At 34.6% G+C, this 13,667-nt stretch carries 13 protein-coding genes and 2 tRNA genes; 10 read left to right on the top strand and 5 right to left on the bottom strand.

Going from position 1 to position 13,667, the window contains the following annotated elements; translation table 11 throughout:
* Positions 1–228 precede the first annotated feature (228 nt).
* The gene (locus OGZ34_RS08660; protein ID WP_173965522.1) at positions 229–951 is read left to right on the top strand and encodes a murein L,D-transpeptidase catalytic domain family protein; all 723 of its coding nucleotides are present in this window, start codon (positions 229–231) and stop codon (positions 949–951) included.
* On the opposite strand, the gene OGZ34_RS08665 is transcribed toward OGZ34_RS08660, so the two are convergent.
* The gene (locus OGZ34_RS08665) at positions 940–2,523 is read right to left on the bottom strand and encodes a L,D-transpeptidase family protein (RefSeq protein WP_173965523.1); all 1,584 of its coding nucleotides are present in this window, start codon (positions 2,521–2,523) and stop codon (positions 940–942) included. The genes OGZ34_RS08660 and OGZ34_RS08665 overlap by 12 nt on opposite strands.
* Positions 2,524–3,289: 766 nt before the next feature.
* Here OGZ34_RS08665 and OGZ34_RS08670 point away from each other — a divergent pair.
* Both OGZ34_RS08670 and OGZ34_RS08675 read left to right on the top strand, forming a co-directional pair.
* Positions 3,290–3,362: transfer RNA gene (locus OGZ34_RS08670), tRNA-Gly, on the top strand.
* 110 nt (positions 3,363–3,472) lie between these two features.
* Positions 3,473–3,545 (top strand) — tRNA-Gly (locus tag OGZ34_RS08675).
* 81 nt (positions 3,546–3,626) lie between these two features.
* Here the strand turns inward: OGZ34_RS08675 and OGZ34_RS08680 are convergent.
* The gene (locus OGZ34_RS08680) at positions 3,627–3,947 is read right to left on the bottom strand and encodes a DUF805 domain-containing protein (RefSeq protein ID WP_263362767.1); all 321 of its coding nucleotides are present in this window, start codon (positions 3,945–3,947) and stop codon (positions 3,627–3,629) included.
* A gap of 770 nt (positions 3,948–4,717) precedes the next feature.
* On the bottom strand, positions 4,718–5,425 hold the full coding sequence (pepE, locus tag OGZ34_RS08685; RefSeq protein ID WP_263362768.1) for a dipeptidase PepE: 708 nt from the start codon (positions 5,423–5,425) through the stop codon (positions 4,718–4,720).
* Positions 5,426–5,590: 165 nt separating this feature from the next.
* On the opposite strand from pepE, the gene OGZ34_RS08690 reads away from it, so the two are divergent.
* The 7 genes from OGZ34_RS08690 (at position 5,591) to OGZ34_RS08720 (ending at position 11,637) form a co-directional block, all read left to right on the top strand.
* Positions 5,591–6,355 carry a carboxypeptidase-like regulatory domain-containing protein gene (locus tag OGZ34_RS08690; protein ID WP_263362769.1) on the top strand — a complete coding sequence of 255 codons (765 nt, stop codon included), beginning with the start codon at positions 5,591–5,593 and terminating at the stop codon, positions 6,353–6,355.
* Positions 6,342–7,067, top strand: a complete 726-nt coding sequence (locus OGZ34_RS08695; protein ID WP_263362770.1) for a carboxypeptidase-like regulatory domain-containing protein — start codon at positions 6,342–6,344, stop codon at positions 7,065–7,067. The genes OGZ34_RS08690 and OGZ34_RS08695 overlap by 14 nt, the downstream gene beginning before the upstream one ends.
* Entirely contained in the window at positions 7,057–7,806 is a 750-nt protein-coding gene (locus OGZ34_RS08700; RefSeq protein ID WP_263362771.1) for a hypothetical protein, read from the top strand. The genes OGZ34_RS08695 and OGZ34_RS08700 overlap by 11 nt, the downstream gene beginning before the upstream one ends.
* Positions 7,806–8,312 (top strand): DUF6702 family protein, encoded by a 507-nt coding sequence (locus tag OGZ34_RS08705; protein WP_263362772.1) that lies wholly within the window; start codon positions 7,806–7,808, stop codon positions 8,310–8,312. The genes OGZ34_RS08700 and OGZ34_RS08705 overlap by 1 nt, the downstream gene beginning before the upstream one ends.
* A 67-nt stretch (positions 8,313–8,379) precedes the next feature.
* The gene (locus OGZ34_RS08710; RefSeq protein WP_263362773.1) at positions 8,380–10,620 is read left to right on the top strand and encodes a M1 family metallopeptidase; all 2,241 of its coding nucleotides are present in this window, start codon (positions 8,380–8,382) and stop codon (positions 10,618–10,620) included.
* Positions 10,621–10,724: 104 nt separating this feature from the next.
* On the top strand, positions 10,725–11,072 hold the full coding sequence (locus tag OGZ34_RS08715; protein ID WP_173965531.1) for a Sec-independent protein translocase subunit TatA/TatB: 348 nt from the start codon (positions 10,725–10,727) through the stop codon (positions 11,070–11,072).
* A gap of 1 nt (position 11,073) precedes the next feature.
* Positions 11,074–11,637, top strand: a complete 564-nt coding sequence (locus OGZ34_RS08720) for a phosphatase PAP2 family protein (protein ID WP_173965532.1) — start codon at positions 11,074–11,076, stop codon at positions 11,635–11,637.
* Between the two features lie 329 nt (positions 11,638–11,966).
* On the opposite strand, the gene OGZ34_RS08725 is transcribed toward OGZ34_RS08720, so the two are convergent.
* Entirely contained in the window at positions 11,967–12,692 is a 726-nt protein-coding gene (locus OGZ34_RS08725; RefSeq protein WP_263362774.1) for a phytanoyl-CoA dioxygenase family protein, read from the bottom strand.
* Between the two features lie 289 nt (positions 12,693–12,981).
* The gene (locus tag OGZ34_RS08730) at positions 12,982–13,623 is read right to left on the bottom strand and encodes an O-methyltransferase (protein WP_263362775.1); all 642 of its coding nucleotides are present in this window, start codon (positions 13,621–13,623) and stop codon (positions 12,982–12,984) included.
* Positions 13,624–13,667 lie beyond the last annotated feature (44 nt).

Here is a 13,667-nt window from a genome sequence, read left to right on the forward strand (position 1 = left end):
GATTTTTCTGTCTTTTTTGCAAGAAAAGTACGTAAAAGCGCGTTTATTTTTATCATTGGGTAAACCTCCTACAAAAATATTTGTTTTTTGGTCTAAATGCTAATTTATTACTTTGATTTTGTTAAAGTTTCAACAAAATAGGGCTGATTTATAGTCTTAAATTTTGACAGGTACATTTTTTTTATACTTTTGCCAAACCCCAAGCTTTGTTTAACCTAAAGAAATTCAATGATTTACAAGATTTATCCGTTACTGGTGTTTTTACTGTTGTCTTTTGGTAAAGATTCAAATAATACCACCGAAGTTAAAAAGGCGACTGTGAAAACTATCGCTAAAGTTAAAACACTTACTGTTGATTCTAAAATTGAAAGTATCTATAATACTTTAAATCCGAATCATTTTTCACTTCCTGAACTTAGAACTTTTTCTGAGGCTCTAAAGGGGTTTTACCTCTTGAAAGAAAGAGGTGTAATTCAAAAAGATATCCTGACACTTATCGATTTTAGTTTGTCTTCAAACACAAAACGTTTGTGGGTAATCGATCTGGCAACCAATACTGTTTTATTTAATTCCTTAGTTGCTCATGGTAGAAATACCGGAGAAGAATTTGCATCTAATTTTTCAAATGCAAATTCATCTTTCAAAAGCAGTTTAGGATTTTATGCAACGGGTGAAATATATCAGGGAAAACACGGCACTTCTTTGCGTTTAGACGGACTGGAAAACGGTGTTAATGACAATGCCCGTGAACGTGGAGTTGTAATGCACGGTGCTGATTATGTTTCGGAATCGTTCATTAGAAATAACAAACGATTGGGTAGAAGTCAGGGATGTCCGGCAATTCCAATGGAGATGACTAAAGAAATCATCGAGATCATAAAAAACAAATCGCTTTTGTATATCTATCATCCATCCAGAAGTTTCGCGATGGAAGAGAGGTTAATTTCTTAGCTTAGCATACAAATCTGAATCTAAATTATAAATGTCAGCTCTGAAAATGAGCTGATTTTTTTTGCTCCATGCTGTCCAGTACCATTGGTATAAGGCGTATTTTTTGGTAATTCGGATACTCGTTGTTTTCTTGGAGGCAATTATAGTATCAATTTTGTCTTTGGACCAATTTGTTGAATCCCCTAAAATATGCTCAGCCAGTTCCAGCGGATTTTCTACACGAACACATCCCGAGCTTAAAGAACGGTTGCTTCTTCCGAAATTATTGCGGTGGTTGGTGTCATGCAGATAAACACTATGGTTGTTTGGAAATAAAATTTTCATCAACCCCAAAGCATTGTTGTAACCGGGACTTTGAACATAACGGTAATTTCCGGGTTTATTTTCGTTCCAGGCATTGGGCTGGACTACATTTCCGGAAGTATCATAAATAGTAATGTTTTTATTGGCTAAATAATTCCGATTGCGTTTCATTGCCGGAACCACATCTTCTTTTAAAATAGTTGGTGGTACCGTCCAGGTTGGGTTAAAAACTACTGTTTTTAATTTCGAAGTGATAATTGGGGTTTTTCTTTTACTTGTTCCTACTACAATATTACGAACCAAAGTAGTGTCCTGGCTTTCGACAACATGTAAACTGTAATCAGGAATGTTGATAATAAAGTAATTTTCGGCTAAATCAGTAGTATACCATCTCCAGCGTTCTAAGTTAGCAATGATCTGTTTTTTTCTTTTGTCTTTCGAAAAGTTTAAAGCGTTTATGGTTCCTACTCCAATAACTCCGTCAGCAGCCAGGCCATGTCTTTCCTGAAACTTTTTAATCGATTCAAAAGTTTTTTGATCGTAAATTGAAGTAAGGCTGTCTTTTCCGGTCATGTCTTTCCAGTACAAAAGCCTTTTTTTGATGTTGATCAAAGCATTATTGGTATCGTTTAAAACAATTTTATTGACTGATTCAATTGTTTTAACGTCGTCATCAGGAAAAGTATCGATAATTTCCAATGCTTTTAATAGCTGTTTGTAAGGAGATGCCTTTGACTGAATACCGTCGACAATGCTGTCCAGTTTATTTTTATTGAACGCTTTTATCAGGACATTGTTCACATCAAATGTTTTCTCTTCTAAGTCCCAGTCTGTATAAAGTTTTTTAGGATCAAGTTTTCCTTTATAAAGGTGGTTGAGGTACTTTTCAAAATTATAAGTAAGCAAAATATCATACGTTGCCAGATCAGCATCGCTTAGTGAGCTGATTTTGCTTTCGAATTTTTTTAGCCTCGAAGCTTTATAATCCTCAGGATTTAGGCCTAAGTGTTCGGCATTTGACAATTGCGACAACACATAAGTTCTTTTTTTTAAGTTTCCCCAAACTGTAGAGTTTTCGGATGAGTTGTAGAACTGTTTAAGCGTTTCGCTTTTAAAAGTACCAATTAAAGCCGTGTCAATGGTCACCTTTCTTTCGTCAGTAAGTATAATGGCTGGGGTAGCTTTCTTTACTACAGGAATAATTTTAGGAGTGTCCTTTTTGCAGGCAATAAATACGCATATTACTAATAAGAAGTAAAAATTCTTCATTTGATATTCTTTTAAACATAAAATTATCTCGCCAGTGTTTTTCAAGTCGAACAGAATTGTCTGGGGAATGACGCTTCGTTCTTTTGTAAAATGTACAGTAGCGGTTTTGGTATTAAATCAAATCGACTTGGTTGGCATTGCAGTAGGTTTTGCAATGTTTGATGAAAGCCTTTTCAAATTCTTTTTCTATAAGGGCTTTTTTGAAATAATCCTTGAATCGGAATTTGATTTTTTCGGCAAATATAGCTTTGATTTTTTCAAAAAATGAAATAATTCTTATTAAATTTTCATTACGAAATAATGTCCTGAGTGAAGTGTTTCTAAATTCCACGTTTCAAATCCCAAACTCCAAATTCCAAACTCCAAATTTCAAGTTTCAAGTTTCAAACTCCACATATGACATTTCACATCCCACATATGACATTTCACAATTTTCACTTCCCGCAAACCTGGATGTTCAATCAATTCTCCATTAATTACCCCCAATAGGTTACGAAATGAGTCCTGTTGACAGGCTATTTTTTTAATTTCTCTATCAAAGATACGATTTTCGGCTGATTTTTCTTTTCTGAAAATGGAGTGAAGGACGATATAAGTTTCTTTTGAGGCTATTTTGGCTGAACTACCCAAAAATAAGGGAAAATAATTGAGGTTATAACTTTTTAATTTTAAATAAGTTATCGAAAAATGTGAATTTTTATTGATTTTTTTTGCCGAAAAGCTTGCTTTTAACTGAACTTATGTTCTATATTTGCACCACAGTAATGCGAAAGTAGCTCAGTTGGTAGAGCTCCAGCCTTCCAAGCTGGTTGTCGCGAGTTCGAGCCTCGTCTTTCGCTCTAAAAAAACCGAGATTTAATCGTTTCGGTTTTTTTAACAAAGCTAAATAATTTTTGAATTTTATTTTTTTTTAATAACTTAAAATTATTTATATTTGCACCCTGTTAATGCGAAAGTAGCTCAGTTGGTAGAGCTCCAGCCTTCCAAGCTGGTTGTCGCGAGTTCGAGCCTCGTCTTTCGCTCTTTAAAAATCCTCAAACATTTTGTTTGAGGATTTTTTGTTTATGGCTTAAATTGAAAAGCAAATATAGTGCTTGTATGTGTTATGATTTTTTAGGATCTGGGCCATATTCATTTGTACTTTTGTCTCCTTCTTTAATCGCAAGAATAAAACCGTAAATTGGGATAAACGAATACCACCAAGGTTTTCCAACATCCTGCATTCTTCTTCCTCCTACTGTTATTGCCGGTGGTAAAAGTATTAATGTTAGAAATTGCAAGATTGTTAATCCGGTTAATCCGGAGATAAAGCTGAGAATAAATGACACAATAACGTAAAATAATATAAAATACCAATATTCTTTTCTTCTTGCTCTGCCTTTAATGCTTACATACTTTTTTAAAGTTTCTACTACGTAATTCATTTTGTTTAAAAATTAATTTTATTCTACTCTTTGGTTTTTCGAAATACACCTTGTTTTTTGGGTAGTGCAACTCTACCAGGTAATATTAGGTTGTAAATTGAATGTTGATTTAAAAATCTCCATCTTCTTGTAATCGGGAGCAAATGTAATTCAAGGGAGTAAATGGTATTGGTCACTTGTAATAATTGGACGAATGATGTAATAAGTGGTTGATAAAAGGACAAAAGTGGTAAGATTTAGGTTTTACAACTAAGGTGTCGATGTTGTTTATGAAGCCTGGTTTGTCTTCAGGTGTGGTAAAGAAGTCGGTTTTTTGTTTGTGTCTTTCGGGTAAATGCAAAAAAAACCAAATTCCACTTTTGATTAAAAATGGAATTTGGAATTTAAAAAGCTTGTATTTTTATTTCAGATGGCTTAAATCACTATCTGTTTCTAATTTTATAAGATTTAACATTAGAGGTGTGAGATCTGAAAGATTTCTTGTGTTCTTCATGGTTGAAAAAAAAACACTACGCGGATTATATGGATTCGTTTCACGAAAACGCGGATCAGTGCGGATTTTTTATGTTATTCGTTTGATAGCAACTTGTATTCTTTTGAGAAATCCGTTTTTATCAGCGTTTTCGCTTGGCGAATCCGCGTTATCTGCGTTCTTTTTAATCAGATTAAAAAGGAGAAAAAAAATCCAAATCCCAAATCTTTCATATCTAATTGATCAAAAAAATGGAATTTGGAATTTAAAAAGAGTGGAATTTATAAATGTTGAATTTTTACTTTAGATTGCTTAAATCGCTTTCTGTTTCTAATTCTGTTGGAGCTTCGTTTTGCAGAAACAAACGAGCCTGCAGGTTTCCTTTTAAGGTAATTTTATCGCCTTTTACTTCCAGCCAGCTACCTTCTCGTAAGCCTAAAACCGGAATTGCATTAAATGCATGAAACTCTTTAATTCGTGTTTCTCTTGTTTCTCCCATGTGTTTCGATTGTAGATCCGGGTCTAAGTAATGTGGATTTAGATTAAAAGGGATTAAGCCCAGGGTTTGAAAACTTGGCGGATAAATGATAGGCATGTCATTAGTGGTTTGCATGGATAATCCGCAAATATTACTTCCGGCACTTGTACCTAAATAAGGTGTTCCGTTTTTTGCAGTTTCGGCAAGAAGCTGCATGATATTGTGTTTATACAATTGTGTAACTAGTAAAAAAGTGTTTCCTCCTCCGGTAAATATTCCTTCTGCATTTTTCAGGGCATCTTCCGCGCTTTCAAATTCATGGATTCCTTTAACAGAAATGTTGATTGAGGCAAAAGCCTGTGAAACTTTTGCGGTATAATCGTCGTGCGAGATGCCTCCGGGTCTTGCAAATGGAATGAATAAAATACTATTGCAGTTTTTAAAATGAGATTGTAAAGTAGGGAGTAAATACTCTAAATAACTGCCTTCGTGAAGAGTGGAAGTGCTGGCAATGATAATGCTTTTCATATAATTTTAACTCAGGTTGAACCGGTTAAAGATATTAAAAACTCTCTTTTTGTGGCCTCTTTATTGAGTTTAATTAACATATTTTTACCAACTCCTTAGTATTAAATTTGGAGAACATTAAGATATTTTTACAGCTTTAAGAGAAACACTAAAAAATTGTCATCAATGCATAAGGTTATCTGTTTTTTGGTTATTGTTTTAGGGCAAACCGGTTGGTTACAGGCTCAGGGCAAGGCTGTTTTAAACGGACGAATAGCTTCGAATGCTACTGATCTGGAAGGTGTTTATGTAATCAATGCTCAGACAGAGGTAATGACAACAACAGATGTTGAAGGTGCATTCTCGATTGTTGCCAAAGCGGGTGATGAACTTGTTTTTTCTTCCATACAATTTAAGGAATGCAGAGTGTTGTTAACAGCGGAAAATTTTTCGGATATCAACTTTACGGTGAAACTCAATATGATAATGCATCAGTTGCAGGAAGTAATCGTGAAAAATTACAGTAATGTGAATGCTGTTTCTTTGGGAATTATTCCTGCGGGGCAAAAGTCATATACGGCAGCCGAACGAAAATTACGTACTGCTACCGATTTAAATGCGTCGGCAAGCGCAGGAGGTATGGTGGGAGCCTCTGTTTCTGCTGATCCTTTATTGAATTTTTTTTCGGGACGTACCGCCATGCTTAAAAAAGAAGCAGTGGTAGAGAAAAAAGAAGCTTTTATGAAGCTTTTAGAGAGGATGTTTACGCTCGAGCATTTTGTTGACAGATTGAAAATTCCTCTGGAATATGTAAAAGGATTCGAATATTATGCAGTAGATAATGATAAATTCACGGTGATTCTGAACTCTAAAAACAAAACTTCGACGGAGTTTTTATTGGGAGAATTGGCTGTTAAGTATAAAGAGATAATTGCAAGTGAAAATAAATAAAATCATATACATTGCCCTGTTGCTGTTTGTTCAGTTGGGTTTTACGCAAAATAAAACTTCGAAAGAAATTTTTGGACAGATTTTCGAGCAGTCTACTTCGGTTGACGCAGTAAATATTATCAATAATGCGACTCAGGTAACGTCGGTTTCAGATGCAAATGGTCTGTTTTCGATTGTGGTAAAAGAAGGAGATGTTTTGGTGTTTTCGGCGGTAAATTTGGAAGGTTATAAAAAGAGAATTACTGCAGAAGATATGAATTCAGGTTCGCTTCAAATTAAAATGACAGCCAAAGAAGTAGAGCTTAAAGAAGTAGTTGTGAACGAGAATGCTAATATTACGGCTGAGAATTTAGGGATAATTCCATACGGGCAAAAAAAATATACAGCTGCAGAACGAAAAGTTTATACCGCAACTTCTACTTCAGTAGACAAATTATTAAATAAGATTTCCGGACGAACTGCGATGCTTAAAAAAGAGGTTAATGTAGAAAAGAAGGAGATGCTTTTTAGGAAAATGGAATACCTTTTTGATGAAAATTATTATACAGACCGATTGAGAATCCCTGTGGCAGATATTAAAGGATTTCAATTATATTGTGTCGATGATGCTGAATTTGCCGTATCTTTGGATACTAAAAACAAAACAATGAGTATGTTTTTATTAACCGATCTAGCCCGAAAATATCTAATAATTCTCGAAAATGAAAAATAGCCTAACTGTATTACTTATAAGCCTGGTTTGTCAAATTGCACTGGGACAAAATTCAAGAAAACCGTTACACGGACAAGTTACGAATAAGTCTCTCGCCATTGAAAGTGGTTATGTGATGAATGTAAATGCCAATGTCAGAACATTTATTGGTTCAGGCGGATTGTTTGATATTATGGCAAGACCTAAAGACACCTTGTTGTTTACAGGATTGGCATTTCAATCTAAAAAAATTGTACTGACGGAGAAAGACTGTGCTGAAATTTTGCTTTCGGTGCCTTTAAACCTCATAAGCAATGAGCTGAAAGAAGTTTTGGTGCATAAAGATCTTAAAGTGAAATCGCTGGGCGGAGGATCTCAGAAATATGTTGATATGCAATTTGAGGATGATAAACAGTCTACCGCTAAAAATATTGCAATGTACTCTGATCAGACGATTAAGTACGGAATGGACTTCGTTAGAATTTTTAAAGATGTTAAAAAGCTGCTTTCTAAAAATGATGAAGTCAAAGAGGAAGTTATAACTGATATGGCTTTTATTGAATATTCAAGATCCAATTTTAAACCAAATTTCTTTACAGGTACCTTAGGGTTAGAAGAAGATGAGATTGAGTTGTTTTTAATGTATTGCTCTAATGATCCGGAATCAAGAAAACATCTTGACCCAGACCAAAAATTTGAATTGATCGATTTCTTAGTTAATAAAAATAAGGAATTTAAAAAAGTGAAAGTTTCTCAGTAATGAAAAATAAAGTAATCTATCCTTTACTTGGGATATTGTTTTTATCGCTCACTGCTTTTGCATTTCATAAGTTTTATGTGGGCGTTTTTCAGGTCAACTATGCGGCTGAAAAAAAGATGATTCAGATTACTTCCCGTATTTTTATTGACGACCTGAATAATGGTATGGAGAAAAAATACCATAAGAAAACATTCGTAGGAACTGATAAAGAAACCGAAGCAGATGTTGAGTTGTTAAAAAAGTACCTTTCGGAAAACTTTAGCATTAAAATAAACGGTCAGTCAAAGCCCATTACTTTTTTATCTAAAGAAGTAGAGGCTAGCGATGTTTTGGTGTGTTATTCCCGAATAAAAGACATTGATAAATTTAAAACCATTGAGATTTTGAACACGATTTTAGTGGATTGGAATGCTGAACAACAAAACATTACGCACATTACGGCATTTGGTAGTAAGAAAAGTGTTCTGTTTACGGAATCTTCAAGGAAAGAATTGTTAAAGTACTAAATAATATATAAAATTATTATTTTAAATTGTTATTTTCACACCCTGACAAAATTACCATTAAAATTTTATGAAAAAACTTTCATTATTGTTGATTTTTCCTGCGATACTTATCGCTCAGGAGAAAACAGTTGCTCCAAAGCAACAAGGGAAGTACGACACAAACAAATTCAGCCAGATGTACGATCTGTTAGCTACTCCAAATATGTTTCGTACCGCTTCGGGAGCACCGGGTCCTGCATATTACCAACAGCAGGCAGACTATAAAATTGATATTGAATTAGACGATAAAAAATCAAGAATAGATGGTTCTGAAGTAATAACATATTCTAATAATTCTCCTGATGTTTTGGAGTATTTGTGGATACAGTTAGATCAAAATCAGGCCAAAGCAAACGGTCAGACCTCTTTGGCGGAAAGTGAAAAAATCAATCCTGTTTTACCTCTGGATGGATTTTCAAGTAAATATTTGAAAAAAGACTTAGAGCGTGGTTTTAATATAGAGCAGGTAAAAGACGCAAAAGGAAACCCAATGTCTTATACCATCAATGAAACGATGATGCGTATTAATCTGGCAACCCCGCTAAAACCGGGAGAGAAAATTTCCCTGGCGATCAAATGGTGGTACAACGTTAATAACTATAGAAAAGAAGGTGGCGGACGCTCCGGTTACGAGTCATTTGACAAAGACGGAAATAAATTATATGTAATTGCTCAGTTTTATCCAAGAATGGCCGTTTACAATGATGTTGAAGGCTGGCAGAATATGCAGTTCTGGGGAAGCGGAGAATTTGCACTGCCTTTCGGTAATTTTGATGTAAACATTACAGTTCCTGCAGATCATATTATTGATGCAACAGGCGAATTGACAAACAGAGCCGAAGTTTTCACACCAGAACAGGTAAAACGTTACGAACTGGCTCAGAAATCATTTGACAAACCGGTTGTAATTGTAACACAAGCTGAGGCTGAGGCAGCAGAAAAAGGTTTTTCGGAAAAGAAAAAAACATGGAGATTTAGTGCAAAAAATGTACGTGATTTCGGAATTGCTTCTTCAAGAAAATTTATTTACGATGCGATGGCTGTAAAAATAGGAAACAGAGTCGTTATGGCGGAGTCTGTTTATCCAAAAGAAGCGAATCCTTTATGGGGAGAAACCTCTACAATGGTTGTAGCACACACTCTAAAAAGTTATTCGGCGCACACTTTTGATTATCCTTATCCAAAAGCAGTATCTGTTTCAGCAGAAGATCAGGGGATGGAATATCCAATGATTTGCTGGAATTATGGTCGTCCGGATGAAAATGGAGTAACAAGCAAAGAAGTTAAAAACGGAATGATTGGTGTTGTAATTCACGAAGTGGGGCACACTTTTTTTCCAATGATTGTAAACTCAGATGAGCGTCAATGGAGCTGGATGGACGAAGGATTGAACTCCTTTTTGCAATATATGGCAGAACAGGAACGTGATCCAAGTTTTCCTTCAAGACGTGGCCCTGCAAAGAATATTGTTCCTTACATGAGTGGAGATCAGAAATTTTTAGAGCCTATTATGTCTAACTCTGAAACCATTCACCAATTTGGAAATAATGCTTACGGAAAACCGGCAACAGGTCTTAATATTTTAAGAGAAGTTGTAATGGGAAGAGAATTGTTTGACTATGCTTTTAAAACATACGCTAACAGATGGAAATTTAAGCATCCAACCCCTGAGGATTTCTTCAGAACTATGGAAGATGCTTCGGCAGTTGATTTAGACTGGTTTTTCAGAGGATGGTTTTATTCGACAGATTTTGTAGATATCGGAATTAAAGAAGTAAAACAATATTATGTTTCTGAAACGCCAACAGCAGATATCAAAGATATTAAAGTTAGAAAAGGACGTTTTGGATTCGATAAAGGGCCTTTTGTATATTTAGTTGCAGGTGATAATGCTGAAGTAAATGCTTCTAGTAAAAAAGCTTTAAAAGTACAAGACGTAAAACTATTGTCAGATTACGTTAGTCAGACTTTTACAGCAGAGGAAAAAGCAAGCTTGAAATCGCCTAAATATTTCTATGAGGTAGAGTTTAACAAACCGGGAGGAATGATCATGCCAATTTTGGTTGAGATTACTTATGAAGACGGTACAAAAGAAAATTTCCAGTATCCGGCTCAAATCTGGAGAAAGAATAATGATACCGCTAAGAAAGTTTATGCCACTGAAAAAGCAATCAAAAGCATTCAAATAGATCCAAAATTAATGACTGCCGATATTGATGTAACCAACAATAGCTGGCCGAAAATAGAAGAAAAATCAAAATTTGATTAATAATAAGTTTAAAAAGACTCTGAAAAGAGTCTTTTTTTTTAAGTAAATTTTAAAACGGTCCGTTGCAAAATTTAATATCTTTGTGACACACAAAAATAAAAGATATGTTTGGTATAGGAGGAGGAGAATTAGTTTTTATACTGTTTATAGTACTAATGCTTTTTGGTTCAGATAAAGTGCCGGAAATCGCCCGTACAATGGGTAAAGCGATGGCGCAATTAAAAAATGCAACTAACGATATTAAAAGCGAAATTCAAAAGGGGGCTGAGGCTAACGGTCTTGATTCAAGATCACTTACAGATATAACAGGAAACATTAATGCACAGATTAATGATGCCAAGAGTAATTTGATGGGGGATTCTGCTAATTTATTAGGAGACACTACTACAGAAATAGACAAAGTAAAAGAAGATATTGATTTAATCTCAGGACCTGTAAAACGCCAAAGGTAATATGCTCGAAAAAATACAAAAAATAGACACCGAACTATTGGTGTATCTTAACGGTTTAGGTTCTGAAACGTACGACAAATTTTGGCTGATTATTACAAGTCAATTGAATTGGACTCCTCTTTTTCTATTGTTCTTTTATTTGATTTTTAAAAAGTTGGGAGGTAAACAAACCTTATATTTATTGCTTTTTATAGCTGTTCTGATTACGTTTACAGATCAGGTTACCAATTTGGTAAAGTACACTGTTCAGCGATTGCGACCATGTAACAATCCTGACATCAACACCATTATTCGTGTGGTACAAAGTCGAAAATCATTTAGTTTTTTCTCTGGTCATGCAGCCAATACAATGGCGGTAGCTACTTTTTTATATTTCGTTTTACGAGGACGTATTAAGTATTTGGGATTCATTTTTCTATGGCCCTTGATTTTTGCTTACAGCCGAATTTATCTGGGATTGCACTATCCGGGAGACATTCTGACTGGTTATTTCGCAGGAGCACTTTTCGGATCGTTACTTTATTTGGTATACCGTAGGTTGAAACCACAATATTTTCCGGGGTAGATTTTTTTTGAAGGTTCTGAGGAGCTAAGGTGCTAAGGATCTAAGTTTTTTTGTTGATTTGTCTCCAGCTTTAGCTGGAGAAATATATATTAAAAAATAAAAAAGGCTTCAGCCGAATTAAACTGCATTTAATTCGGCTGAAGCCTTTTTTTAATCCTATTTTATCCTTCAGCTAAAGCTGAAAGCAATTAAATCAGTCAGAAAAAAAAACTTAGCGCCTCAGTACCTTAGTATCTTAGCACCTCAGAACCTTAGCCCCTCTCCTAAAGCACTCTGCTAATTGTCAATCCATCACGAATTGGTAATAAAACCGTTTCGACTCTCGGGTTTTAATTATTTTGAAAAATTGTTTTTTCACTCCACTCTAATCCGGAAGGAAGCTGTTGATTGCTAAATTCAATATGAATAACTCTTCTTCTCTCGTTATTTGTAGTCTTATTGGAAGCGTGAAACAATAAAGGCTTCATTATCATAATACCGCCTTGTTCAACTTCACAAATGGTTTCATTTTCATTTGCAAAATCCATGTTTTCAACTCTGAAAATTCCTTTAGAATGTGAATTGTTTATCACTTTTAAAGCGCCATTTTCTTTTGTTGTTTTATCCAGATGAATTCTTATGGTGAAATTTTTTTCTAAAACTTCTTTAGGAGGCTGAACGGCAAATTGATTTTGTTTCACAGTCCAATTTTCGAAATTTTTAACTTCAATTTTCTGGTCAACTGAAATAGTTAAATCCTGATGGTAGGCCACAAACCAGTTTGATTTTTCGGGCTTGTCAAAATAAATTGATTTGGTTATGAAATACCCGCTTCCAAAATTATATTTGATAATGTTTTTTAGATTTTCATTAAAAATAAAGTCTAAAGTTTCTGGAACTTCTTTGTGAAATTGTCTAATGGCAAATAAATCCTGAGACTTTCTAAAAGTTGCATTATCAAAATCATTTCCGGTCACATTTTCAATTAATGAAATTAATTTTTCAATTTCAGTTTCATCGTAAACATTGTTTATGATTGCAAAACCTTGAGAGTTTATTTTGGTGCTGTAATTCATATTTAAAAATCATTGTTGAATTGTCTCCAGCTTTAGCTGGAGATAAAATAGAATTTAAGGTTCTAAGTTTTTGTTGAATTGTCTCCAGCTTTAGCTGGAGAAATATATTTTAAGAAATACAAAAAGGCTTTAGCCAAATTATCTCGCACTTTAATTCGGCTAAAGCCTTTTTGCAATCCTATTCTATCCTTCAGCTAAAGCTGAAGACAAGTAATTCAATCATCCAGAAAAGAAAGCTTAGCGTGTCAGTACTTTAGTACCTCAGTACCTTAGTACCTCAGAACCTCTCCTAAAGCACTCTGCTAACCGTCAACCCATCTCGAATAGGTAATAAAACTGTTTCTACTCTCGGGTCATTTTTCAAGAGTAAATTGTACTCTAAAAGAACTTTGGTGCTAACGTCATTAGGATGAACCGGTTCCAGTATTTTTCCGCTCCACAAAACATTATCAGATAAAATAATGCCGCCTTTGTTCATTTTTGGAACAATCATTTTCCAGTAATTCAGGTAGTTTTCTTTATCGGCATCAATGAAAACTAGATCAAACTTAACATCCAGGGTTGGAATTATCGTAATAGCTTCGCCTAAATGCTGGAAAATTTGTTTTCCCCAGGGCGATGCATCAAAGTATTTGCGTTGAAAATCAATTAATTCCTCTTTGATATCAATAGTATGAAGTTGTCCGTTTTCCTGCATTCCTTCGCATAGACACAAAGCGGCATAGCCGGTATAAGTGCCAATTTCAAGAATGTTTACAGGACGAATCAATTTGGATAACATGCTTAGAACACGCCCTTGAAAATGTCCGCTAAGCATCCTCGGTAAAAGTATTTTTTGGTACGTTTCTTTGTTGAGTTTTGCTAATAATTCCGGTTCGTTCTCAGAATGTTGTTCGATATAATCTTCGAGGTCTTGTGAAATAAAATGCATCTTGTAGTATCTTCTAAATTTGAGTGTAAAAATACAAAAAATAT

The sequence above is a fragment of the Flavobacterium collinsii genome, from assembly GCF_946903285.1.
GTDB classification, from domain to species: domain Bacteria; phylum Bacteroidota; class Bacteroidia; order Flavobacteriales; family Flavobacteriaceae; genus Flavobacterium; species Flavobacterium collinsii.

Bases quoted from the DNA above. Each gene is read 5' to 3' on its own strand.
- OGZ34_RS08660 (WP_173965522.1), top strand. From the start codon at position 229: ATGATTTACAAGATTTATCCGTTACTGGTGTTTTTACTGTTGTCTTTT.
- OGZ34_RS08665 (WP_173965523.1), bottom strand. From the start codon at position 2,523: ATGAAGAATTTTTACTTCTTATTAGTAATATGCGTATTTATTGCCTGC.
- OGZ34_RS08680 (WP_263362767.1), bottom strand. From the start codon at position 3,947: ATGAATTACGTAGTAGAAACTTTAAAAAAGTATGTAAGCATTAAAGGC.
- pepE (WP_263362768.1), bottom strand. From the start codon at position 5,425: ATGAAAAGCATTATCATTGCCAGCACTTCCACTCTTCACGAAGGCAGT.
- OGZ34_RS08690 (WP_263362769.1), top strand. From the start codon at position 5,591: ATGCATAAGGTTATCTGTTTTTTGGTTATTGTTTTAGGGCAAACCGGT.
- OGZ34_RS08700 (WP_263362771.1), top strand. From the start codon at position 7,057: ATGAAAAATAGCCTAACTGTATTACTTATAAGCCTGGTTTGTCAAATT.
- OGZ34_RS08705 (WP_263362772.1), top strand. From the start codon at position 7,806: ATGAAAAATAAAGTAATCTATCCTTTACTTGGGATATTGTTTTTATCG.
- OGZ34_RS08710 (WP_263362773.1), top strand. From the start codon at position 8,380: ATGAAAAAACTTTCATTATTGTTGATTTTTCCTGCGATACTTATCGCT.
- OGZ34_RS08715 (WP_173965531.1), top strand. From the start codon at position 10,725: ATGTTTGGTATAGGAGGAGGAGAATTAGTTTTTATACTGTTTATAGTA.
- OGZ34_RS08720 (WP_173965532.1), top strand. From the start codon at position 11,074: ATGCTCGAAAAAATACAAAAAATAGACACCGAACTATTGGTGTATCTT.
- OGZ34_RS08725 (WP_263362774.1), bottom strand. From the start codon at position 12,692: ATGAATTACAGCACCAAAATAAACTCTCAAGGTTTTGCAATCATAAAC.
- OGZ34_RS08730 (WP_263362775.1), bottom strand. From the start codon at position 13,623: ATGCATTTTATTTCACAAGACCTCGAAGATTATATCGAACAACATTCT.